Annotated in this window: 19 protein-coding genes; 16 read left to right on the forward strand and 3 right to left on the reverse strand. The window is 30.7% G+C overall.

Annotation, left to right across the window (positions count from 1 at the left end; all coding sequences use genetic code 11):
- Nucleotides 1-4: 4 nt before the first annotated feature.
- The 9 genes from KCTC32516_RS07340 to KCTC32516_RS07380 all read left to right on the forward strand — a co-directional run bounded on the left by KCTC32516_RS07340 (nucleotide 5) and on the right by KCTC32516_RS07380 (nucleotide 11,322).
- Nucleotides 5-1,399 carry an AMP-binding protein gene (locus KCTC32516_RS07340; RefSeq protein WP_301399771.1) on the forward strand — a complete coding sequence of 465 codons (1,395 nt, stop codon included), beginning with the start codon at nucleotides 5-7 and terminating at the stop codon, nucleotides 1,397-1,399.
- Nucleotides 1,389-2,462, forward strand: a complete 1,074-nt coding sequence (locus tag KCTC32516_RS07345) for a LuxE/PaaK family acyltransferase (RefSeq protein ID WP_301399772.1) — start codon at nucleotides 1,389-1,391, stop codon at nucleotides 2,460-2,462. Before KCTC32516_RS07340 ends, KCTC32516_RS07345 begins: the two co-directional genes overlap by 11 nt.
- Before the next feature lie 3 nt (nucleotides 2,463-2,465).
- Complete coding sequence (locus KCTC32516_RS07350) at nucleotides 2,466-3,686, forward strand: acyl-CoA reductase (protein WP_301399773.1); 1,221 nt, start codon at nucleotides 2,466-2,468, stop codon at nucleotides 3,684-3,686.
- A 1-nt stretch (nucleotide 3,687) separates the two neighbouring features.
- Nucleotides 3,688-4,332 carry a hypothetical protein gene (locus KCTC32516_RS07355; protein ID WP_301399774.1) on the forward strand — a complete coding sequence of 215 codons (645 nt, stop codon included), beginning with the start codon at nucleotides 3,688-3,690 and terminating at the stop codon, nucleotides 4,330-4,332.
- A gap of 4 nt (nucleotides 4,333-4,336) precedes the next feature.
- Nucleotides 4,337-5,548 carry a DegT/DnrJ/EryC1/StrS family aminotransferase gene (locus tag KCTC32516_RS07360; RefSeq protein WP_301399775.1) on the forward strand — a complete coding sequence of 404 codons (1,212 nt, stop codon included), beginning with the start codon at nucleotides 4,337-4,339 and terminating at the stop codon, nucleotides 5,546-5,548.
- A complete protein-coding gene (locus KCTC32516_RS07365) occupies nucleotides 5,548-6,141 on the forward strand; it encodes a sugar transferase (protein WP_301399776.1) in 594 nt (197 codons plus the stop codon). Before KCTC32516_RS07360 ends, KCTC32516_RS07365 begins: the two co-directional genes overlap by 1 nt.
- Before the next feature lie 3 nt (nucleotides 6,142-6,144).
- Nucleotides 6,145-7,236, forward strand: a complete 1,092-nt coding sequence (locus KCTC32516_RS07370; RefSeq protein ID WP_301399777.1) for a DegT/DnrJ/EryC1/StrS family aminotransferase — start codon at nucleotides 6,145-6,147, stop codon at nucleotides 7,234-7,236.
- A gap of 1,166 nt (nucleotides 7,237-8,402) precedes the next feature.
- Nucleotides 8,403-10,304 (forward strand): polysaccharide biosynthesis protein, encoded by a 1,902-nt coding sequence (locus KCTC32516_RS07375; RefSeq protein WP_301399778.1) that lies wholly within the window; start codon nucleotides 8,403-8,405, stop codon nucleotides 10,302-10,304.
- A gap of 163 nt (nucleotides 10,305-10,467) precedes the next feature.
- Nucleotides 10,468-11,322 (forward strand): N-acetylglucosamine kinase, encoded by an 855-nt coding sequence (locus KCTC32516_RS07380; RefSeq protein WP_301399779.1) that lies wholly within the window; start codon nucleotides 10,468-10,470, stop codon nucleotides 11,320-11,322.
- On the opposite strand, the gene KCTC32516_RS07385 is transcribed toward KCTC32516_RS07380, so the two are convergent.
- On the reverse strand, nucleotides 11,312-12,571 hold the full coding sequence (locus KCTC32516_RS07385) for a UDP-N-acetylmuramoyl-tripeptide--D-alanyl-D-alanine ligase (RefSeq protein ID WP_301399780.1): 1,260 nt from the start codon (nucleotides 12,569-12,571) through the stop codon (nucleotides 11,312-11,314). The two genes, KCTC32516_RS07380 and KCTC32516_RS07385, sit on opposite strands and share 11 nt — an antisense overlap.
- A 72-nt stretch (nucleotides 12,572-12,643) precedes the next feature.
- A complete protein-coding gene (gene gldJ, locus KCTC32516_RS07390; protein WP_301399781.1) occupies nucleotides 12,644-14,329 on the reverse strand; it encodes a gliding motility lipoprotein GldJ in 1,686 nt (561 codons plus the stop codon).
- A gap of 199 nt (nucleotides 14,330-14,528) precedes the next feature.
- On the opposite strand from gldJ, the gene porU reads away from it, so the two are divergent.
- From porU to KCTC32516_RS07425, 7 genes are all read left to right on the forward strand, one after another.
- Nucleotides 14,529-17,921: a type IX secretion system sortase PorU gene (gene porU / locus KCTC32516_RS07395; RefSeq protein WP_301399782.1), complete on the forward strand. Its 3,393-nt coding sequence runs from the start codon at nucleotides 14,529-14,531 to the stop codon at nucleotides 17,919-17,921.
- Between the two features lie 37 nt (nucleotides 17,922-17,958).
- Nucleotides 17,959-19,071, forward strand: coding sequence for a type IX secretion system outer membrane channel protein PorV (gene porV, locus KCTC32516_RS07400; protein WP_301399783.1), 1,113 nt, complete (start codon nucleotides 17,959-17,961; stop codon nucleotides 19,069-19,071).
- A 32-nt stretch (nucleotides 19,072-19,103) separates the two neighbouring features.
- The gene (gene cdd, locus KCTC32516_RS07405) at nucleotides 19,104-19,586 is read left to right on the forward strand and encodes a cytidine deaminase (RefSeq protein ID WP_301399784.1); all 483 of its coding nucleotides are present in this window, start codon (nucleotides 19,104-19,106) and stop codon (nucleotides 19,584-19,586) included.
- Nucleotides 19,586-19,966, forward strand: a complete 381-nt coding sequence (locus KCTC32516_RS07410; RefSeq protein WP_301399785.1) for a group III truncated hemoglobin — start codon at nucleotides 19,586-19,588, stop codon at nucleotides 19,964-19,966. Before cdd ends, KCTC32516_RS07410 begins: the two co-directional genes overlap by 1 nt.
- Nucleotides 19,967-20,125: 159 nt before the next feature.
- Nucleotides 20,126-21,190 carry a 3-oxoacyl-ACP synthase III family protein gene (locus KCTC32516_RS07415; RefSeq protein ID WP_301399786.1) on the forward strand — a complete coding sequence of 355 codons (1,065 nt, stop codon included), beginning with the start codon at nucleotides 20,126-20,128 and terminating at the stop codon, nucleotides 21,188-21,190.
- Nucleotides 21,191-21,271: 81 nt separating this feature from the next.
- Nucleotides 21,272-22,807 carry a glutamine-hydrolyzing GMP synthase gene (gene guaA, locus KCTC32516_RS07420; RefSeq protein ID WP_301399787.1) on the forward strand — a complete coding sequence of 512 codons (1,536 nt, stop codon included), beginning with the start codon at nucleotides 21,272-21,274 and terminating at the stop codon, nucleotides 22,805-22,807.
- Nucleotides 22,808-22,892: 85 nt separating this feature from the next.
- A complete protein-coding gene (locus tag KCTC32516_RS07425) occupies nucleotides 22,893-24,545 on the forward strand; it encodes a LysM peptidoglycan-binding domain-containing protein (RefSeq protein ID WP_301399788.1) in 1,653 nt (550 codons plus the stop codon).
- 54 nt (nucleotides 24,546-24,599) lie between these two features.
- Here the strand turns inward: KCTC32516_RS07425 and KCTC32516_RS07430 are convergent, their stop codons facing one another.
- On the reverse strand, nucleotides 24,600-25,115 hold the full coding sequence (locus tag KCTC32516_RS07430) for a DUF2892 domain-containing protein (RefSeq protein ID WP_301399789.1): 516 nt from the start codon (nucleotides 25,113-25,115) through the stop codon (nucleotides 24,600-24,602).
- Nucleotides 25,116-25,121 lie beyond the last annotated feature (6 nt).

The raw sequence follows: 25,121 nt of genomic DNA on the forward strand, positions 1-25,121 counted from the left end.
TTTTATGATATTTGATAAAATTCAATTAAATAAATCGTTAGTATTAATAGATGCTGACACAGAAAAAAGATATAAAGTAAAAGAAATTTTATTTGATTTAAATTCTATTAAAAATAAAGAAAAGCAATTAGTGTTTCTTTATAGTAATAAGCGTAATAAAGTATCTACCATAGGTATTTATTTTTCTTTTTTAAAAAGTAATTTTACAATAGCCTTGTTAGATGAAGGATTAGATGAAGAATTAAAAAATAAATTAGAAAAAGATTATTATCCCAATATTATAATTGATGATAAAAGATCGAAAATTAGAGATTTTTCAAAAATTTTTGTCAAATCAGAATATTTTGAAATTGAGCTATTCAAATATAAAGAAGAAAGTAATATTATTTTAAATAAAAATATTAAACTTCTTCTTTCCACTTCAGGAACTACAGGTTCACCAAAGTTTGTAAAACTTTCAGATAAAAACTTAGTTCAAAATTCAATTTCAATAATTGATTATTTACCTATTGTAAAAGAAGATGTTTGTCCATTAAATTTACCTATATTTTACTCGTACGGTTTATCGGTATTACATTCTAATGCAATTGCTGGAGGTGAAATTGTATGTAACTGTGAAGATGTTCTAGGTAGGCTCTTTTGGAATCAATTTGAGAGTTTTGGATTTACTTCTATTGCAGGCGTACCATTTATTTATGAAATGTTGGATAGAATTGGTTTTAGAAAACAACAATATTATTCTTTAAAATATATTACTCAAGCAGGGGGTAGTTTAAATGAAAAAATAAAACAACGATTTTTAAATTACTGTTTAGATAATTCTGTTGATTTTTATATTATGTATGGACAAACCGAGGCGACTGCAAGAATTTCTTACGTCCCCCCTAAAGATTTAAAAGAAAATATCAATTCAATTGGTAAACCGATATTAAAAGGGAAACTTTTTTTAGATAATGAAACAAATGAATTATTATATGAAGGGCCAAACGTTTTTGGAGGTTATGCAAAAGGTTATCGAGATTTAATAAATTGGATTGATGAGTCACAACTTCGTACTGGTGATTTAGCAAGAAAAGATGAAAAAGGTTTTTATTTTATTACTGGTAGATTGAAACGTTTTATTAAGGTGTTTGGGAATCGTGTAAATTTGGATGAGTTAGAAACTTTTCTTAAAGTCAATTTAGATGGTGCTAATTTTGCTTGTTTAGGAATAGAAGATAAATACATAATAGTATTTACTGATACAAAATCGGTATCACTTGATGTGATAAGAAAAGCGGTTATGTCAAAACTGAAAATTCATTCAAGTATAATTAAATATAACTATATTAATTCGTTCCCTTTAACATCTAATGGAAAGATAAATTATAAAGAATTACAGACCAATTATGAGATTTAGAGATTATATTGATATTGAACAGTATTCATTAACTAAAGAAAAAAAGAATCAGTACTTCTTTAAATTATTGAATGATTTAAATAACCATCATTTATCAAATTCAATTGATCACAAAAAGATAAGTGAAGTTTATTTTCATAAAAAAGACGAAATAAGCTCAGTAGACCAAGTTCCTTTTTTGCCTGTTAGTATTTTTAAAAATAAATTATTACATAGCATCTCTGAGGAAAATATTTATAAAGTTTTAAAATCCAGCGGAACTACAGGAAGTATTCCTAGTCAAATTGTTTTAGATAAAGAAACAGCTGCTTTACAAACTTTAACACTATCTAAGATAATATCACATGTTGTTGGTAAAGATAGATTACCAATGATGATTGTGGATTCTAAATCAGTGTTAAAAAATCGAAAAACGTTTACTGCCAGAGGAGCGGGAATTTTAGGCCTTTCAATTTTCGGAAAGAAACATTTATATTTATTAGACAATGATTTTGAATTGCTTAAAAATGAATTGAAAGAATTTTCCAAGAAGTACAACGGACAAAGAGTATTAATTTTTGGTTTCACTTTTATGGTATGGCAATATTTAGCTAGTGTAGATTTAGATTTTGATATAGATTTAAGTAACGCTATTCTAATACATAGTGGTGGATGGAAAAAATTACAATCCCTTGAAGTAGATAATTTAACATTTAAGAAAATTTTAAACAATAAATTTAAAATTAAACCTGAAAACATTTACAACTTTTATGGTATGGTAGAGCAAGTTGGCTCTGTTTTTTTAGAGAATTCTGATGGGTATCTTCATTGCCCAAATTTTGCTGATATTCTTATTAGAGACCCAAAAAATTTTTCAATATTGCCCCATGGTAAAGAAGGTTTAATCCAAGTGTTAAGTATTATTCCTAAAAGTTATCCGGGTCATTCTTTATTAACTGAAGATATTGGAGTAATAATGGGAGAGGATGATGCATCTAACGGTTGGAAAGGTAAATATTTCAAAATACTAGGGAGAGCAAAAAAAGCAGAAATTAGAGGTTGTAGTGACACATTTAATAAATAAAAGATGATTAAAGGAATTATACCGAAAATTAATTACGAAAAGACATTTTCATTACCCGTTATGTTAGATAATAATTATCCAATTGCTTTTGCAGATAATATTGTTTTACGTTTTTTGAATGATTTGTCAAAAAACATACTAAAAGAACCTTCTTTCAAGTTAGAGCCTTCATTTGTCGCTTTGGGTTTTTGGTTAAGAAAAAAGAATATTCAAAGAATACTCTTTGATAATGAACATATTAAAAAAGAAAATAATTTTATTGTTAAACCTTTAGGTAAAGTTTTGCACATCTGTCCTTCTAACGTTGATACAATGTTTATCTATAGTTTAGTGTTATCGTTGTTAGCTGGAAACAAAAATATTGTAAGGATTTCATCAAAATTAGAAAATATTTATATTTTTAAAATTTTTGAGATATTTAATCAATTAATTCAAAAGAAAGATTATAAAATTTTTGAGAATTATATAAATGTTATTACCTACGAACGTTCAGATATTATCAATGAAGAGTTTTCCTCAAATGTAAATGGTCGAATAATTTGGGGTGGCGACGAGACAATAAAACAATTTAAAAGATATTCTACAAAACCAAAAGTTAAAGATTTGTATTTCACAGATAAGGTCTCTCTCTCAATAATAAACATCGAAGATATAAATGACTTTGAAAATGATTACAACGATATTATTAAAAATTTATATAATGATATTTATACTTTTAATCAAAAAGGTTGTTCTTCACCTCAAAGTTTATTAATAATTGGTAAAAACATTGATAAAGAGGCTATTTTATTAAGAATATATAACAGCATATCTCAACTTGCTGAAGAAAAATATAATGAAGACATTAGTTCAGTTTCATTATTAAAACTTAATCAAGGAGTTGTAGATGTAATTGAAGATAAAGTTTCAAAAGTGATAAATACTTCAAATTATTTCACTTTAGCAAAGATAAATAAATCTTCCGTTCCCCATAGTTGTGGAGGAGGTTACCTCTATTATGATTTATTGGAATCATTAGACGAATCAAAACAGTATATTGACGAACGTACTCAAACAATTTCTTATAGTGGCTTAAGTACGAAAAATATTAAATCATTATTACAGGATATTAGTGTAGAATACGTTGATCGAATAGTACCAATAGGAAAAGCACTAGACTTTGACTATATATGGGACGGTTACAACATACTAGTGGAAATGACGACCCTAAAAAGTATTAAATAAAATGAATTATAGATTAGCAAAATTAAAAGATTTAAATAGCATTGTAAATCTACATTATGCAGTTAGAAAAAATTATAAAGTTGGAGTTTTTGCCTCTTTAGATAGGGTTTTTCTTAAAAGATATTACAAAATTTTATTACAAAATGTAAATTTCATCATTGTTTGTGCACAAAACGATAATGGTAAACTACTAGGATTTTGCAGTTCTACTATAGATATAGAGGATCAAATGAGAACTTTAAACAAGAATAAAGTGCCATTAGGTTTATCATCAATTCCTTCTATATTAAAGAAGCCTTCCATTATTTTAAGTTTAATTTCAAGATTCAAATCGATAAACAATAAAGGTGATCAATTCATTTCAAAGAGTGGAGCTAGGTTAGAGTACTGGGTTTGGTCAAAAGATTCTGATGACTCTGTTTCTTCCTTAATCATGCACGAAGTACTCCTTAAGATTATTAAATCTCTCGGTATTAGTGAGATAAATTTTGAAGTTGATACTTCCAATAAAAATGTTCTTAAATTTCATAAAATTAATGGGGCAATTGAATTAAAAAGAATTCTCTTAGCAGATAGTAGAGAGAGAGTTTTATTAAAATACGATTTTAAAAGTAGAGAAACCAAAGTTAAGTTATATCTAAAATAAAAATATGATCCCATTTTCACCCCCAAGAATTGACCAAAAAATCATTGATGAAGTTACCAATGCACTTCAATCAGGTTGGATTACTACAGGTCCAAAGACTAAATTATTTGAAAAAAAGATTGCTAAGTATTGTAATGTATCTAATGTATTGGCAGTTAATTCATGGACGGCAGGTGCAGAACTGTTATTATATTGGTTTGGGGTAAAAGAAGGAGATGAGGTTATTGTACCTGTTTATACTTATTGTGCATCAGCGAACATTGTTATTCACAGAGGAGCTAAAGTAATAATGGTAGATGTGAATTCTGATTTTGGAATTGATATGTCAAAAATAGAGGTGCATATCACTTCAAAAACCAAAGCCATTATTCCAGTTGATGTAGGTGGTTTACCTGTTCATTTTGATGAATTGAAAACAATAGTTAATAAGCCAGAAATAAAAGACAAATTTAATCCACAATCTGATAACCAAGAAAAATTAGGAAGAATTATGATTCTTTCTGATGCTGCACACTCTTTTGGAGCTAAGTATAATGGATTAAATGTGGGCTCTGAGGTAGATTTCACAGTATTTTCTTTTCACGCAGTTAAAAATTTAACAACAGCAGAAGGTGGTGCTATTTGTATCAACTTGCCGAAACCATTTGATAATGCAGAGGTTTATAAACAATTAAATACTTTGTCCTTACACGGACAAAACAAAGATGCGTTGGCAAAGTCACAAAAAGGAAGCTGGGAATATGATGTAATAGACGCAGGCTTTAAATGCAATATGACTGACATCTTATCTTCAATCGGATTAGTTGAGCTAGAAAGATATGATTCTGAAACCCTTCCTAAAAGGAAAAGTATTTTCAACGAATATTCAAAATTATTACAGAAGTATGATTGGGCAATAATCCCTCATTTTATAGATGAAAACAGAGAGTCGTCATATCATTTATTTTTATTAAGAATAAAAGATGTTACCTTAGAAGAAAGAAATTTAATTATCCAAGAAATATTTGAACAAAATGTCTCTGTAAATGTGCATTATAAACCATTACCGATGCTAACTTATTATAAAAATTTAGGATATAAAATAAATGATTTTCCAGTTGCAAAATCATTGTGGGAATGTGAAATTTCTTTGCCAGTATATTATGATTTAACGAATGATGATGTAAATAAAGTTGTAGAAGCTGTTGCTGCTTCAGTAAAAAAAATTAAAGGATAATGATAAAAAGAATATTTGATTTTACAATCTCATTTATTAGTTTGCTTATTCTTTTACCTATATTATTTTTAGTTTCTGTAATAATAAAATTTTCATCTTCTGGTCCTGTTTTTTATAAACAAGTAAGAGTGGGAAGGCGTAATAAAGATTTTAAAATCTTTAAATTTAGGACAATGCATATAGATGCTGATAAAATAGGGTTGTTAACTATTGGGGGTAGAGATCCAAGAGTAACTTATGTAGGTTATTACTTAAGAAAATATAAATTAGATGAACTTCCTCAATTGATTAATGTTTTTAAGGGCGATATGAGTTTTGTAGGGCCAAGACCTGAAGTAAGGCAATATGTAAACCTATATTCTGATGACCAAAAAAAAGTTTTAAATGTTAAGCCTGGAATTACCGATTTGGCATCTATTGAATTTAGAGATGAAAATGAAATTTTATCAAAACAAGCTGATCCAAATCAATATTATATAGATATAATTATGCCTCATAAACTTAAAATTAATTTAAGATATATTGAGAACAGAAATTTAGCAAAAGATGTTGGGGTAATTATTAAAACATGTAAAGCAATATTAAAACAGTAAATTTTGAAGGAAAAAATACTTCTTTCTAGTTCTAAATTAAATGAGGATTATTCCTCTCTAGATAGTATTAATATTTTTGAATCAAAATTAGAGGATTATTTAAAAAATGACAAAAAAGCAGCTTGCTTATCCTCTGGTACGGCAGTTCTGCACTTAGCATTAATTTTAGCAGGTGTACAACAAAATGATGAAGTGCTGTGTCAAAGTTTTACCTTTTCTGCATCAGCAAATCCAATTGTATACCAGGGAGCGAAGCCTATTTTTATAGATAGTGAAAAAGACACTTGGAACATGTGTCCAAATTACTTAGAAGCGGCTATTAAAAATAGATTAGCTATTGGAAAAAAACCAAAAGCCATCATTGTGGTGCATTTATATGGTATGCCTGCCAATATGGGTAAAATATCAGCTATATCAAAGAAGTACAAAATTACTTTAATAGAAGATGCTGCAGAGGCCCTGGGTTCTAGGTATAAAGGGCAAAAATGTGGCACTTTTGGAAATTTCGGAATTCTGTCGTTTAACGAAAATAAAATTATCACGACTTCGGGGGGTGGAGCATTGGTTTGTAAAACAAAAGAAGACAAACAAAAAGCTATTTTTTTAGCAACACAAGCTCGTGATGATGCTCCCCATTATCAGCACTCAGAGATTGGCTATAATTACAGGATGAGCAATGTGTTAGCGGGAATTGGTAGCCAACAAATGGAGGTGTTAGACAAACATGTTTCACTTCGGAGAAAGATGCATCAATTTTATCAAGACCTCTTTAAAGATGTTGCAGGTATTCGCGTATTTTTAGAACCCAGTATTGATTATTTTTCAAATCATTGGTTGAGCTGTATTATTATCAATGAAGAAGTCACTGGTTTTTCAAGAGAAGACTTGCGCTTGCAATTAGAAAAGAACGATATCGAATCGCGTCCATTATGGAAACCCATGCACTTACAACCTGTTTTTAAAGACTGCCTGTATTTTGGAACTCAAGTGGCTGAAACTCTTTTTGAAAAAGGGTTGTGTTTGCCATCAGGATCAAATTTAACTGACGCAGACCGTGAGCGAATTGCGAATTCTATTAGAAGTTTGGTTGGTTAGCGGTATTCAGTGTTCAGTTGCAGTGGCAGTGTTCAATTATCAGTGATCGATAATGAGTTAATAGTCTTAGTCATTTGTAATTGACCGTTGAAAATTCAAGGCTAGATTTTTGTTGTGTCACCTTGAGCGGAGTCGAAAGGTCATCGATGGAAAAAAGAAAAGAATTAAAGTAAGACTAGCTTCTTTGTTAAAACTAACAATACTTAATAATGGATTCTTGCATTTACGAGAGTGACATTCGATTTGTCTTTCCGAATGCAGTTCAACAAAATTAAGAATCTCCATTATTTTTTTCTCCTAACTTTTTCTTGATAAAAAGTTACAAACCTGCCTGCGGCAGGCAGGAATCAAACCCTGTCATAGGAAACTCTTGCAGACCATTCACTTTCAACACTACATGCGTTACACTGCGTGTCGCACTTCCGTGTTTACGCTCTTTATTTCTTTGACAGGATGAGCTTAATAATAATCTTTAGTACATAATAAGTGAGTGTACAAGAGTTTTAAATATTGATTTTTCTACCATTTTGAACGGAGTGAAGAATCTCACAAATAATTATAAAAAGATTTCTCGACTTCGCTACGCTACGCTCAAAATGACAGGAGACAGAGAAAATTCAAAGCTATATTTGATGGAGATAATAAAACTTAAATATTCAGTGATCAGTTTTCAGTGGCAGTATTCAGTGATCAATTATCATTTATCAGTGAACAGTTATCAGTTAATAGTTATTGTCATAGTCAAAATGTAGTGAAGAATCACACACATTAAAAAAATAGATTCCTGTTATAATTTATCTTGAGAGAGGTTGAAAGGCTAGAATTATAAATCAATCGTCATTAAATTTTTTTTCGTAGTAAAAAGGTCTGGAAATGCGGAAAAAAGAAGCAGTTGTTAAGAAAAAAAGTTGAAGACTAAAATTTTGTTTCAACCTGACTGCTCGGCAGGTTTATCAATGAAAAAGAAAAATAAATAGTATTAATTTTGTCCTCGAATTAGGTGACATTTACAGAACTGACAGAATTTTATCAAAAGGCACAACGGGTGTTATAAAAATTTAAAGCTTTTATATTGGCTTCGTAATTATTTTAAGCTGTTTGAATTCTTTAGAAATTTAAAACAATGATAAATCATAATTTATCGTAAATTAGCCCAAAAAAGAGCAATGTTTAGACATTTTTTTTTAAGGAAAATAAATAAGTATGCCTCTAGATGGCTTGTTTTAATAATTGACATTATTTCTGTAAGTATCTCTTTTGTATTTGCTTATTTTGTTCGCTTTAATGCCAGTTTTAATTTTGATACACAAAATTTAATTCTACAGATACCTTTAATTGCAGTTTTATCTCTAATTAGTTTTTTGCTTGTTGGTTCTTATAAAGGAATCATTAGGCACACGGGTACTAGAGATGTATTCAATGTGTTTTTAGCCGCTACGTTACTAACTTCATTTACTTTTTTTAGTATATTGATAAACGGAGTTTTTGGTTTTTTTCCAAATTTTACAATACCAATATCAATTATCATTATTCACTATTTAGTGAATATATTTATATTAACATTGAGTCGATTTATTTTTAAAGCTTTTTTTGAGGTTTTAACTACGGAATTAGGACAGGTTAAAAACGCTTTAATTTACGGAGCTGGTGATTCTGGAATTATCACCTATGGTGCATTAAATAGAGAGACGAAAAATAATTATGAGGTTGTTGGTTTTATTGATGATGACATTCGTAAAATCAATAAAAAAATAGATCGGATTAAAATTTTTAGTTTAGATAAAATTACGTTTGATTTTATAGAAAAAAATAATATTGATGAAATTATTATTTCAATTCAAAATGTAAAACCTGATAGATTACTTGAAATCACGGATTACTTTATTCCGTTTGATGTTGAGGTTAAAATTGTTCCGCCATTATCTACTTGGATTGATGGGAACTTACATGCAAATCAAATTAGAGATGTAAAAATTGAAGATTTATTGGATAGAGCTTCAATTCTTATTGATAATCCAATTTTACAAAGGGATTTAAATAATAAAATTATTTTGGTTACTGGCGCGGCAGGTTCTATTGGAAGTGAAATATCTAGGCAGTTGTGCCAATACAAAAACAAGTTTTTAATTTTAGTAGATCAAGCTGAATCTGATTTGTATGAATTACAGCAAGAGTTAGTTCAAAAGGGAATTCAAAACTTTAAAGCTATTGTTGCAGATGTTCGAGACGAACAAAGAATGGAGTTGTTGTTTCAAGAGTTTTCTCCTCAAAAAGTGTTTCATGCAGCAGCATATAAACATGTGCCTTTAATGGAGGAAAGTCCGTGTGAAGCTGTCAAGGTTAATGTTAAAGGAACTAAAACAATTGCAGATTTATCTTTAATATACAATGTAGAGCGCTTTGTGATGGTTTCAACAGATAAAGCGGTAAATCCAACAAATGTGATGGGGGCAACAAAACGAGTTGCAGAAATGTATATCAGTTGTTTGAGTAAAAAAAGTAGTTCAACTAAATTTACCATTACTCGTTTTGGAAATGTATTAGGTTCTAATGGATCCGTCATTCCGTTATTTAAAAAGCAAATAGAAAATGGCGGACCTTTAACAGTTACACATAAAGACATTACTCGTTATTTTATGACGATTCCAGAAGCTTGTAAACTGGTGTTGGAAGCTGGTACAATGGGAGAAGGAGGTGAAATTTATATCTTTGATATGGGGAAGTCAGTTAAAATATTTGAAGTAGCTAAAAAAATGATTTATTTATCAGGGTTAAAGTATCCTGAAGATATTGATATTCAAATTACAGGTTTACGTCCAGGTGAAAAGTTATACGAAGAATTATTAGCAACAGGAGAAAATACGATTTCTACCTACCACGATAAAATTATGATTGCCAGAACACAAGATTTAGATTGTGCAAGTACCATTCTTTTAGTCGAAAAGCTATGTGTAGAAAATCAAAAAATAGAAAATCAAAAAACAGTTCGTATTATTAAAGAATTAGTCCCTGAATATATTTCTAACAATTCGATATATGAAAAATTAGATACTCCTTTTGCTAATTAGTTTAGTTTATGATGTTTTTACAAAAAAGGAAAATTAGTAAGATAGTTTTTAGGGTACAATTTTAATCTTCATGCTTTTTTAATATTTTATTAAGAAAATTATTAATCTAATGGATGATATCATTGCTTTTGTTATAATATATTTGAACACCTTAATTTAATTTATGATTTTAATAGCTGATGGTGGTTCAACAAAAGTTGATTGGATTGCTCTTGATTCTAATAGAGAAGAAGTTTTTAGAGTAAAATCTCTTGGTTTAAACCCTGCTGTAGTTTCAAAAAACGAATTACAGAAAAGAATTTTAGCAGTTTCTAAATTAACAAAAATTTCAGAAAAAATTTCAGAAATCCATTTTTATGGGGCTGGATGTGGAACACCAATTCCGGTTAAAATTTTAAAAGACATCCTAGAATCCATTTTTGTACATGCCAATATTGTTGTTGCAGAAGACATGTTAGCTGCTGTTTATGCAGCTTCCGGAGAAAAACCAGCAATTGTTTGTATTTTAGGAACCGGTTCTAATAGTTGTTATTTTAATGGCGAAAATTTAGAAATGAAAACGGCTTCTTTGGGCTATACAATTATGGATGAAGCAAGTGGTAATTATTTTGGTAAAATTTTATTGAGAGATTTTTATTACGAAATAATGCCGAAAAACATTGCTGCAACATTTAAAAACGAATTTAATTTAGATGTTGATACAGTTAAGTTTAACCTGTACCGACAAGAAAACCCGAACATGTATTTGGCTGGTTTTGCGAAGTTTATGTTTGAGCATAAAGAAGAAAAATACATTCGAAAAATAATTAAAAAAGGGTTTAAAACTTTTTTTAAATATCGAATTTTACCCTTAAACAAATCACCTGAAACTCCAATTTACTTTATTGGATCTATTGCCTTTTATTTTAGAGATATTTTAGAAGATGTTGCTAGTAAATACACGTTAAAAATTACAGCTATTATTCAAAGACCCATCGATAATTTGGTGCAATATCACAAAGAAAAAATCAATTTATAAAATCTAGAATTCTTTCTAAAGCCATTCCTCTAGAGCCTTTTATTAAGATATGCTGATTTTGAAAGGTTTTGTTTTCTAAATAATTTTGCAATAAATCAAACGATTGAAATGTCGTAAACTGTGTTGTTGTTTTATTGAATAAACTCCCCACTAAAATGACATCTTTTAAGCCCAATTCTGTGCAGTAATCATTGATAAATTGATGTTCTTGCAAGCTTTCTTTACCAAGTTCAAACATATCGCCTAGAATTGCGATTTTGTTGTCAGATTTTAGCGCGCTAAAATTGTCTAACGCAGCTTTCATGCTGGTTGGATTTGCATTATAAGCATCTAAAACAATAGTGTTCTTTTTTTTTGTTGTAATTATTTGAGACCGATTGTTTGTTGGTTGATAATTTTCTAACGCTTTTTTAATATGCGCATTGGTTATCTTAAAATGATGTCCAATGGTAATTGCCGCAGAAATATTGCTAAAATTATAGGTGCCAATTAAATTTGTTTGTATGATTTTATTTTCAAATTGAATCATCACAAAAGGATCTGCAGCAATAAATTGTATGGAATTACTTAATGGAATAGCATTGCTGTTTGTTGTTTTTTCAACCTGAATTGCATTATTTGTATTGACAAAAACTGTTTTATCGTTATTTTTTATATAATCATACAATTCTGATTTTGCTTCGATAACACCTTCAATACTCCCAAAACCTTCTAAATGTGCTTTTCCGAAATTTGTGATATATCCAAAATCAGGAGTTGCAATAGCACATAGAAACTCTATTTCTTTAGGATGATTTGCACCCATTTCTACAATGCCAATTTCTGTTTTTGGAGTCATAGATAACAAGGTTAAAGGAACGCCAATATGATTGTTTAAATTGCCAAGCGTTGCTGTGGTTTTATATTGCGTTTCTAAAACAGCATTGATGAGTTCTTTGGTTGTTGTTTTACCGTTGCTTCCGGTTAAGCCAATAATAGGAATACTTAATTTTTTTCTGTGATATTTGGCAAGATGTTGAAGTGTCTCTAAGACATTTTCTACGAGTATAATTGTGTTTGTTGTGACATATTTTTTTTCGTCAACAATACTGTATAATGCGCCTTTAGAAAGAGCTTCTTCAGCAAAAACATTACCGTTAAAATGTTCTCCTTTTAATGCAAAATAAATGGTGTTCTTTCTAATTTTTCTAGAATCAGTATCAACTAAGTAATGTTGAGAATAGATGTTGTATAAAGTTTCAATATTCATTTTTTAAATATAAAAAACCTCATTGTAAAAAAGCACAATGAGGTCTATTATTTTTTTTGAAAATAAAAAGAATTATCTTCTTGCGTTTCTCGCTGTTTTTTTCTTATAGGTCATTGGGCCAACTTTATCCGTTACACACCTAAAACCAATAAAGTTTGTAGACATGTATTCTGGCAAATATCTTCTTTGTGCCGGATCTAGCCAATATTCTCTGTCGCTCCAAGAACCACCTTTGTAGACTCTTGTATTGTTTCCAATTAATGTAGATCTAAATTTAGTGTCATACTTCTTTAGAATATTACCAACACTGTCTCTTTCGTCTCTTCGTGTTTTAGGAGAATTATACATTGCTGGATCATTTTCAAATTGTGTCAAATCTGATTGATAAAATCTTGAAGAATTCTTATTACCATCACCTAAATTAGAGTTGTTAGCAGCACTATAATTTCTTCTCATATAAATATCGTCTTTAGTGGTTGGAACATATTTAATGCTTCCGGGTAAATATAAAGGAATAATTTTTCCATTATCTAAAGTGTCATATTCTATAGAGTTCTCATCTACGATAACAACTTTTCCTTCTTTATTAATCATTTTTTTAGTAAAAACATTACCTCTATAATAATTAAAGTCGTTGGCATCAACATCTATATTTGGTCTGTAGACATCAGCAACCCATTCAGCAACATTACCAGACATGTCATACAACCCAAAAGCATTTGGAGGATATGACTTTACTTTAATTGGAATGTCAGAACCATCACTGCTCCAACCTGCTATGCCGCTATAATTTCCTTTAGACTGTTTAAAATTCGCTAATTGATCTCCTTTATATCGTTTAGATTTATCTCTAGTGTATTTTCCAGTCCAAGTATATTTTTTTCTACCTTTTAAGTTATTATATTCTCTCGTTTCAATAATAGATTTCGCTGCATATTCCCATTCAGCTTCAGTTGGTAAACGATATTTTTGTGCTAAAATTCCGTCAGAAAATGTTACTTGTCTTCCAGTAAATGCTCCTTTTTTTGGTTTTGGTTGTCCCTTTTTTCTTTTGATGTTGCTTGGTAAACCTTTTTTATAGATTGTAGAATCTCCATCAAATAAAGCATAAGGATTTTCTAAATAAACATCGGTATCAAAAACATTTTTACCTTTAAAATTGATTGAATCCATTTTCCAGATGTTTTTTATAACACCTTTATCCATTAAAATTTTTAGATTCACGGCATTTGTTCTCCATTTGCAATATTGTGTTGCTTGTAGCCAACTAACACCAACAACAGGGTAATTTGCATAGGCTGGGTGACGTAAATAATTTTCAGATAGTAAATCTGTATTTCCTAATCCTTTTCTCCATACCAATGTGTCTGGTAAAACTGAATTATAGATGTATTTATATTTTGGGTCATCAGGCGGAAAGACATCCTTGGTATATTGCGTAAATAATAAATATTCTGCATTCGTTACTTCTGCTTCATCCATATAAAAAGAACGTATATGCATTTTTTTTGGAGTAGTATTCCAATCAAACATTACATCGTCTTGTACTTGCCCCATGGTAAAAGTTCCGCCTTCAATAGCTACCATTCCACCAGGTGGTTTAGAGCCTTCAAAAGAGTTGCCTTTAATATAGTTTCCGTAATCTGGATTGTTAAATTTCCAACCAGTTAAAGAAGAAGTACAATCTGTACAGGTTTGACAGTTAGTAAGTGTTAAACTAACAATTACTAATAAAGAAAATTTTAATAAGTTTTTCATGTATCTTATTTAAATCTATTTAGGGTTTTTATTTAGCCTTGCAATTTACAATAATTATGTTTTCTACCAAGATAATTAACTTTTTTTACAGGCTGTTTCAATTATTCAAATTATAAACGATTGTTTTTTAGCTTTATTATAAGTATTCTTGCATTAGCTTAAAATATCGTAAACTTTATAGCGTTATTTTGATGAAGAAATGAGAAAAATACAGTTCCTTTTTTTAGTACTTATTGGTTTTAGCGCCTTAAGTTTTTCACAAACAACAAATTCTGTGTTGTCTAACGGTAATTGGTATAAGTTTTCTGTGGATACAACAGGTGTTTTTAAGATTGATATTTCCATGTTACAAAAAATGGGAATTAACACCGCAGATTTAAATCCTGAAAATATTAGAATTTACGGAAATGGAGGTACAATGTTACCGCAAAAAAATAGCGCTTTTAGATTTGCTGACTTACAGGAAAATGCAATTTATGTTGAAGGTGAAGATGATGGCGTTTTTAATTCAGGTGATTTTATTCTGTTTTATGCAAAAGGCCCGCACGATTGGGGATTAAACCCAAATTTAGAAACTGCCAATCATCGTCAAAATATTTTTTCTGACAAAGCCTATTATTTTTTAACCGTTGCAGAAACAAACGGAAAACGAATTTCAGAATTGCCAACGAATACAAATCCTGCAATAAAAACCATTACTACTTTTGATGATTTTATATTTTATGAAAAAGAAACCAGAAACTTATTTGCAGTAGGAACACAATGGTTCGGAGAAGATTTTAGTGTAGAAAATGTTCAGAATTTTAAATTAGATTTTACATCAATTGACACAAATTACCCCATAAAAGTTAAAGTTGCTGGTGCCGCAATTTCGGCTTTACCTTCAACAATGAATATAAAAATAAATACTCAAAATGCTTTTTCTATAAGTTACCCAAGTGTTACAAGTGGTTCGTTAACATTGGGTTGGCCAAATTTTAATTCGTCAGACATCAATGTGAATTCTTCTACAATTGATGTTTCTATCACCTATAATAATAATGGAAATCCCGGAGCAAAAGCATATCTAGATTATATAGAAATTGTTGGGAAAAAGCACTTAATTGCTAACGGAAAACAATTTTCTTTTAGAAGTTTTGAGGCTTTTAAGACAAACGGAACTGTAGAATATCAAATTCAAGATGCCACAAATGTTTCGCAACTTTGGGACGTTACAAGTCCTATCAACCCTAAGAAAATAACAAATTCATCAAGCGGAAACAATTTCACCTTCAGGGCAAGTGGCGGAGTTTTAAACGAATACATTGCGTTAAATCAATTCGATTATTTTACGCCAGAAGTTGATGGGAATTCATTGGTGAAAAATCAAAATTTACACGGGTTGAAAGACCTAAATTATATCATTATTACAAATAATGAATTATCGGCACAAGCACAGCGATTGGCAGAGTATCATCAAGTAAATTCTAGTTTGACAACGAAAGTGGTGCAGCTTTCAGAAATTTATAACGAGTTTGGTTCTGGAGCTCCAGATATTACAGCGGTTAGAGATTTTATCAAACGCGTTTACGGTACAAATACCAACGCAACAAGCAAATTAAAATATGTGTGCTTTTTTGGTGATGGCTCTTATGATTATAAAGATAGAATTACCGATAATAATAATATTGTTCCTGTTTTTGAATCGAATCAGAGTTTTAATTTGGCAACTTCTTATGTTACAGACGATTATTTTGTGATGTTAGATTCAAATGAAGGATCAATGCTTACATCAGACACCATTGATGTCGCTTCTGGTAGAATTCCGGTTTCTACAATTCAGCAAGCCACTGAAGTTGTCGATAAAATTTTAAGTTATTACACTACAGCATCGTTCGGAGATTGGAGAAATACCATTACGTTGGTTGCAGATGATATTGATGCCGCAGGAGAAGAATCATTAGAATTTGGTGTTGAGAGAATTGCGGATTCTATTAAAAAACACAAACCCATTTTTAACATCAATAAAATTTATGCGGATGCTTATAAACAAGAAAATTCTTCAGGTGGCGAACGTTATCCGCAGGTAAATTTAGCTTTGACAAACGCCGTAGAAAAAGGAACTTTGGTGTTAGATTATTTTGGTCATGGAGGAGAAGATGGTTTTGCAAGCGAACGAATTTTAGAAGTCCCGCAAATTCAAGGATTTAAAAACCCAAAAACATTACCATTATTTATTACAGTTACTTGCGAGTTTTCTAGATTTGATAATCCGTTAAGAACCACAGCTGGTGAGCTAATTTTTTGGAATAAAAATGGTGGCGCTGCAAGTTTAATTACCACAACAAGAGAAGTTTTTATTTCTACGGGGCAAAATTTCAACGAACGTTTGTTAAAAATTTTATTGCAATTTAATAATGAAGATGAATCGATTGCGGAATCTTTAATTGCGGCAAAAAACGGGTTTTCTAGTTTTCAGAAATTCTTTATTTATTATTTAGGAGATCCAGCAATGAAATTGGCAATTCCGAAACCAAACGTTCAAATAACCAAAATGAACGGCGTACATATTTCACAATCTTTAGACACGTTAAAAGCCTTGTCTAAAGTGAGTTTTGAAGGGGCTGTTACCGATACTGCAAATCAGGTTTTAACCAATTTTAATGGCACATTATCAACAACAGTTTTTGACAAGCTAATCCATAAAACAACGTTAGATAATAATAGTTTCGGAATTAAAATGAATTTTGATTCCAGAGAGAGTAAATTGTTTAGAGGAAAATCTAGTGTTACAAATGGCACATTTAAATTCGACTTTATAGTGCCAAAAGATATTAAAGTTGCTTACGGAAAAGGAAAATTAAGCTTTTATGCGTCTGATGAAAAAGATGATAAATCAGGTGCAAATTATGATGTTGTTGTTGGCGGAATAAATCCAAATGCAACAAACGATACCGTTGGCCCAGAGTTGTCAGTTTTTATGAATGATGAATCTTTTATTGAAGGAGGAAACACAAATACGTCTCCAAATTTAATCATTTCGTTGTCAGATATCAGTGGAATAAACACGTCAATTACATCGATAGATCATGATATTGTTGCAATTTTAGATGGAGATCAAGCAAATTCAATTCTACTAAACGATTATTACGAAACCGAATTAAACGATTTTACAAAAGGAAAAGTAGTGTATCAATTAAGAGATTTAATTGTTGGAAATCACACCTTAAAAATAAAAGCTTGGGACACCTATAATAATTCCTCAGAAGCAACGTTAAATTTTAGGGTTGTTAGCGATAGCGGATTGGTGCTAGATAATGTGTTAAATTATCCAAATCCGTTTATAAACTATACCGAGTTTTGGTTCAATCATAACAAGCCAAACGAACCATTAGAAGTGCAAGTTCAAATCTTTACTATTTCTGGAAAAATTATTAAAACAATAAACCGAACAATTCAAACTACTGGGAATTTATCTAGAAGTATCAATTGGAATGGTTTAGACGATTTTGGGAACCGATTAGGAAAAGGAGTTTATATTTATAAATTAAAAGTAAAATCAACGATAAGTAATCAGTATTCAGAAAAATATGAAAAATTAGTCATACTTTAGTCTCCAAACTTGATTACACAAAAGCTAAAATTTAAAAATGAAGAAAAGTTACTTACTATCAATCATATGCTGTTTTATGGTATTAAACACCATACAAAGTCAGTCTAATGCAATTACAACAGCAGCGCCATTTTTATTAATCACGCCAGATGCAAGAGCGGGCGGAATGGGTGATATTGGAGTTGCAACTTCATCAGATGCATTTTCATTATTTCACAATCCATCTAAAATTGCATTTAATACAAATCAAATTAGTATTGGTGTAAATTATACGCCTTGGCTGCGTAATTTGGTGAGCGATATTTTTGTTGGTGGTTTATCTTACGTTAATAGATTTAGCGAAAATGCAGCTTGGGCTGTAGATTTTAAATATTTTTCTTTAGGAAAAATAGAATTGACAGATTCTAATGGAAATTCGACAGGAACAGAAAACCCAAATGAGTTGGCAGTTTCTGGAACCTACGCTTTAAAATTAAGTGAAACTTTTTCTATGGGAGTTGGTTTGAGATATATTCATTCCAATTATAAATTGAGTGTTCAAAATCCAGATATCCAAGCAATCAATTCTTTTTCTGTAGATATTTCTGGTTACTACAGATCTCCAGAAGAAAATTATGGAACTTTTAATGGTCGATATCGCTTAGGGTTTAATATTTCTAATATTGGACCAAAAGTTTCTTATGTTCCAGGAAAAGAAGATTTTATTCCGACCAATTTAAGATTGGGTGGAGGCTTTGATTTTATTTTGGATGATTATAATATCATTGGAATCAATTTAGAAACCACAAAACTATTAGTGCCAACTCCGCAGCCAGATAATTCTGATAAGGATAAAGGATTTTTATCAGGAATGTTTTCTTCTTTTGGCGATGCGCCTGGCGGATTTAGCGAAGAATTAAAAGAATTTACCTATGCTTTAGGTGCCGAATATTTGTACAATAATGCCTTTGCTTTAAGAACAGGATATTATCACGAAAGCGAAATGAAAGGAAATAGACAATATTTTACAATGGGCGGCGGATTTAAAGCCAGATCTTTTTCGCTAGATTTATCTTACTTGATAAATGCCTCAAATGTAAATCATCCTTTAGAAAACACGTTACGGTTTTCTTTATCGTTTGATTTAGGTGAAATTTATGAAGATTATTAGTACCTTCGTTTATACACTAGTTCACAAGATATATGAAAAAAATTGATGTAGTAGCTTCTGCAACCGTTTATGATGATGTTTCAGAATTGCCTTCAAATGTTCAATTGCTAATGAATAAAGCAATTGAAGCCCGTAATAACGCATACGCACCGTATTCTAAATTTAGTGTTGGAGCCGCAATGTTATTAGAAAACAATCAAATTATTTTAGGAAATAACCAAGAAAGTGCTGCATATCCGTCCGGAATGTGTGCAGAAAGAGTTGCAATTTGGAAAGCTGGCTCAGATTTTCCTGGAGTTAAAGTAAAACAATTGGCAATTACAGCAAGTTCTAGTATTTCTAAAGTTGATAGGCCTGTTGGTCCTTGCGGCGCTTGTAGACAAACCTTGTCAGAATACGAAATCAACCAAAAAGAACCAATAGAAATTTATTTTATGGGCGAAGTTGGTAAAATTGTAAAAACAGAATCGTTGTTGTCTTTATTGCCGTTTTCATTTGATAGCACTTATTTGTAATGCAGCAAGACATTTCTTCTAGAGAAGATATTCATTTTATTATTACAGAATTTTATCAAAAGTTAATTTCTGATTCAGAGATGCTTCCCTTTTTTGAGGAGATAGTGCGACAAAATCATTTAGAGAAACACATCAATACTATTACAGATTTTTGGCAAGATATTTTGTTGCAAACAGATTCTTACAAGAATAATGTTTTACAAAAGCATTTAGATTTTGATAAAAAAGTTCGATTTAAAAAAGAACATTTCACGAAATGGTTAGGCTATTTAACAACTATAATTGACGCTTCTTTTGAAGGTCAGGTTACTCAAAACATGAAAGACAGAGCAAATTCTATTGCAATGGTAATGCAAGTCAAATTTAAACTTTACGATTAGTTTAAATTATTCCATTAAAAAAGCATATTTATTTAAAATGAATTCTCAATTTTAGAGAATCCGTAAAAATGAATAAAAGGACATTTTGTTTTTATTTTTACCAGTAAAAATGTGTTACTTTGTTTAAGGTGAACTAATTCATAAAACAATTAATGAATAATGATGAATTCGAAAATTACAGGAACTGGTTGTTACGTGCCAACAATTATCCAAGGAAATGAAACCTTTTTGGAACACAAATTTTTAAATGAAGATGGTTCTAACTTTGAAAGCAGTAATGAAGTAATTATAGAAAAATTTAAATCAATTACTGGAATCGAAGAAAGAAGATACGCTACTAGTAATTATTCAGCTTCAGATTTGGCTTTTTTTGCTGCCCAAAAAGCAATAGAAAATTCGGGTGTAAATCCAGAAGAATTAGATTATATTATTTTAGCACATAACTTTGGCGATGTAAAAAAACCAGCTGGGCAAAGTGATATATTACCAAGTTTAGCAACAAGAGTAAAACACAGTTTAGGAATTGAAAACCCTAATTGTGTTGCGTATGATATTTTATTTGGATGTCCAGGTTGGATCGAAGGTGTTATCCAGGCGCACGCATTTATAAAAGCCGGAATGGCTAAAAAAGCGTTGGTGATTGGTGCAGAAACTTTATCGAGAGTTGTTGATAAATCGGATAGAGATTCTATGATTTTTAGTGATGGAGCAGGAGCTTGTATTTTAGAAGCTACAGAAGAAAGCAAAGTCGGAATTTTAAGTCACGCTACACAAACATTTTCAAAAGAAGAAGCGTATTATTTGTACTTCGGAAAATCAAATGCAATAAATTCTAAGGATGATGAAAAATACATCAAGATGGAAGGACGTAAGATTTACGAATTTGCATTAAATCATGTGCCAGCAGCAATGAAATCTGCTTTAGATAAAAGCGGAGTTCATATTAATGATGTGAAAAAAGTGTTCATTCATCAAGCAAATGAAAAAATGGATGAAGCAATTATCAAGCGATTTTATAGATTGTTTAAGCAGCACGTTCCAGATGGAATAATGCCAATGAATATTCATGAGTTTGGCAATAGTTCTGTTGCTACAGTTCCTACTTTATTAGATTTAGTTTTAAACGGGCAAATTGAAAATCAAGAAGTTCATAAAGGCGATGTCGTAATTTTTGCGTCTGTAGGTTCGGGAATGAATATCAATGCAATTGTGTATCAGTTTTAAAGACTTATTTTTCATTTTTAGAGGAATAAAAAAAATGAAAATTCTTGTAAAAAAATCTAAATTCTTGTAGTATTTTTGCACATGCAACAACACAACGTACTTATCTTAGATTTCGGTTCGCAATACACGCAGCTTATTGCGCGTAGAGTTAGAGAATTAAACATTTATTGTGAAATTCATCCGTACAACAATCCACCAAAAGACTTATCAAACTTTAAAGCAGTTATCCTTTCTGGGAGTCCATTTTCTGTTCGTTCAGAGAATCCACTACATCCAGATTTATCAGAAATTAGAGGGGAAAAACCTTTGTTAGCAGTGTGTTATGGCGCACAATATTTAGCACATTTTTCTGGCGGATTGGTTGGTCAATCGAACACAAGAGAATACGGAAGAGCTCATTTATCTTTTGTAAAAGAAGATGAGCTTTTCTTTGAAAATATTTCTAAAGGAAGCCAAGTTTGGATGAGCCATTCTGATACCATCAAAGAATTGCCAACAAACGGTTTGCGTTTGGCAAGCACAAATGATGTTGAAAATGCAGCGTATAAAATTAAAGGAGAACAAACCTTTGCAATTCAGTTTCATCCAGAAGTGTATCATTCTACAGACGGAAAACAATTGTTAGAAAATTTTTTAGTGAAAATTGCAGGAGTTGAACAAACGTGGACACCAGATTCTTTTGTAGAAAGTACCGTTGAAAATATTAGAGCAAAAGTTGGAACAGAAAAAGTAGTTTTAGGATTGTCTGGTGGTGTAGATTCTACCGTCGCAGCAGTTTTATTACACAAAGCAATTGGAGAAAACCTGCATTGTATTTTTGTAAATAATGGGTTGCTTCGTAAAAACGAATTCACCGATGTTTTAAAGCAATATGAAGGAATGGGCTTAAACGTAAAAGGTGTTGATGCATCAGATCGTTTTATGGACGCTTTAAAAGGATTGACAGATCCGGAAGCAAAAAGAAAAGCAATAGGAAATGCGTTTATAGAAGTTTTTGACGCGGAAGCAAATCAAATAGAGGATGCAAAATGGTTGGCGCAAGGAACAATTTATCCTGATGTGATAGAATCAGTTTCTGTAAATGGAGGTCCATCAGCAACGATAAAAAGTCATCATAATGTTGGCGGTTTGCCAGATTTTATGAAATTAAAAATTGTAGAGCCTTTGCGCATGATTTTTAAAGATGAGGTTCGTAGAGTTGGCGCATCAATGGGAATTGATACAGCATTATTAGGAAGACATCCTTTTCCTGGTCCAGGTTTGGGAATCCGAATTTTAGGAGATATTACAAAAGAAAAAGTACGAATTTTACAAGAAGTAGATGCTATTTTTATAGATGGATTAAAAGAAAGCGGTTTGTACAATAGCGTTTGGCAAGCAGGAGCAATGTTGTTGCCGGTAAATTCTGTTGGTGTTATGGGAGATGAAAGAACTTATGAAAAAGTTGTAGCTTTAAGAGCTGTAGAAAGTACAGACGGAATGACAGCAGATTGGGTAAATTTACCCTACGAATTTTTACAAAAAACATCTAACGATATCATTAATAAAGTAAAAGGTGTAAATAGAGTTGTGTACGATATTAGCTCTAAACCACCAGCAACAATTGAGTGGGAATAATATACTAAGTTGCCTTATTTAATGTTATACTAAATAAAATTGTTAGTTTTAGAAAATGGTTTCTAAAAGCAGAAAAATAAATTACATGAAGCATTTTAAATTATTAATAACCCTTTTTGTTTTTACGATTGCAGTTTCTTGTGGGCAGCAAAAAAAATACATTACGTATAAAGTAAAGAAAGGAGAAACCATGCGGATTATCGCTAAAAAGTTAGATATTGCTACTAAAGATTTGTTACGCTTAAATCCGGATGTTGGTAGAAGACCAAAACCAGATACAGAAATTTTTATTCCGAGTAAAAACGCCACGAAACTGTTACACAAAAAAAACAATTCGAAAGATCTTGTTGTAAAAGAGACCATCCAAAAAGACACCATAAAACAACTAGATGACTTAGATGATTTAAATGAAGATTTTATCCTACATACCGTTCGTAAAGGCGATACTTTTTACAGTTTAACCAGATATTACAATGTATTAAAATCAGATTTATTGGCGTTAAATCCAGCCTTATCTGAAGGATTAAAACTCGGCGCAATTTTAAAGATTAAAGAACGCGTTGAAGGTGAAAAAATAGATGTAATTTACAAAGACACAATTACAGATAATGCTGTATTAAAAGTTGCTTTGTTGTTGCCTTTTAGAGCAACAGTTTTTGATACTGTTTCATCACAAGACATATTTAAAAATAGAGCCTTGCCAAATATTGTTACCGATTTTTATCTTGGAGCAGAACTGGCAATTGATTCATTAAGATATCAAGGAATTCAAATTGATTTTTCTGTTTTTGATACAGAAGATAGAAACACAAAAATAAACGATATTATTACAGATAATTCTTTAGAAGATAAAGATGTAATAATTGGTTCTATTTATTCTGATGAAACAATAAAATTAGCAAACAGCGTAAAAGCGCCGCTTGTTTTTCCTATTTTTTCTAAAGCACAAACTTCTTTTAGATCTTCTAGAATTGTAAAAACATCGCCAGATAAAAATTTGTATAAAGAGAAGTTGTTGTCATACATTTCTAAAGAATATAAGAATGAAAATATTATTATTGTTGGAGATTCTACAACAGCATCTATTACAGAAATAACTCAGATTGCAAATATTTTAAAACAGCACGATTCTATTAAAGAAGTTCATCAGATTGTTCCACATTATGGATACATCGCGCAAGAACGTTTTTTAGAAATGATGAAACCCGATTCTACACAAGTTACCAATTGGGTAATTATTGCAACAAATAATGATGTTATTGCTTCAGATGCAATCAATAGCTTAATCAGTTTTCCTGATCCACCAAAACCAGAAAAACCTAAAAATGGTGAAGAACCCGAAGAACCACAAGAAAAAATTAACTATAAAGTTAAATTATTTGGTTTTGATAAATACGATTATGTTGCTTACAACAAACTTGCGCAATTAGGATTTGTATATGTTACAGATTCTTATGTTGATGAAAGCTCTTTAGCGGCTCGGGTTTTTAACAATCAGTATTTGCGTAAGAATAAAGCATTGCCTTCTTATTACGCAACGCGTGGTTTTGATGTTACGTATGATGTAATTATGCGATTGGCGTCCGGAAAAGATTTGTATGACACCTTTAAAGACGGAGTTTCTTACCGAGTAGAAAGTAAATTCGACTTTAGCAAAAGACTGTTTGGGATATCACAAAACAGAGGCTTATTTTTGTTAGAATTTCAGCCAGATTTAAGTTTAAAAAGAATTGAGTAAACTAAAAAAGCTTCTGAATTTTCAGAAGCTTTTTTTTATACTATTAAGAAGAAACTAGATTTTTTTCATCTGTTGTTTCATCATTTTTATTTGATCGTTTAGCATGCCTTGTTTGTCTAATTTCTTAGCCTCGTTCATAAGCATTGTTGCTTCACGTTTTCTTCTTTTTGTCATCGCAATTCCAGCTAATTGTAGCTTTGCCATTGCCAAATCATGACTCATAGATAATCCAAGTTTCACCGCTTTCTTTAAATATCTTTCTGCTTGTGTAATGTTTGTTTGCGATAACATAATTCCGTGTAAAAAATTATAATATCCTTCTTGTTTTTTAGTTAAAGCTGCACTCGGATTTTTAATGTAGTTCAGCCATTTTTGTGCTCCAGGAAAATTTTGTTTACGCAATTGTAAAAACGCCAATAAAATAAATTCGTTTTTAAAATACAAAAGGATAAAAATTCCTGCTAGTAATAAAATAGAAATTCCATTCATGATATGTCCTTGCGAAAATTCGTACACAGACCAAGCAGTAATTAAAGTTGCAATTATTAATTTAAAATTTTTATGAAACATATATTG

It is taken from the genome of Polaribacter huanghezhanensis (assembly GCF_030444335.1).
Taxonomy (GTDB): domain Bacteria; phylum Bacteroidota; class Bacteroidia; order Flavobacteriales; family Flavobacteriaceae; genus Polaribacter; species Polaribacter huanghezhanensis.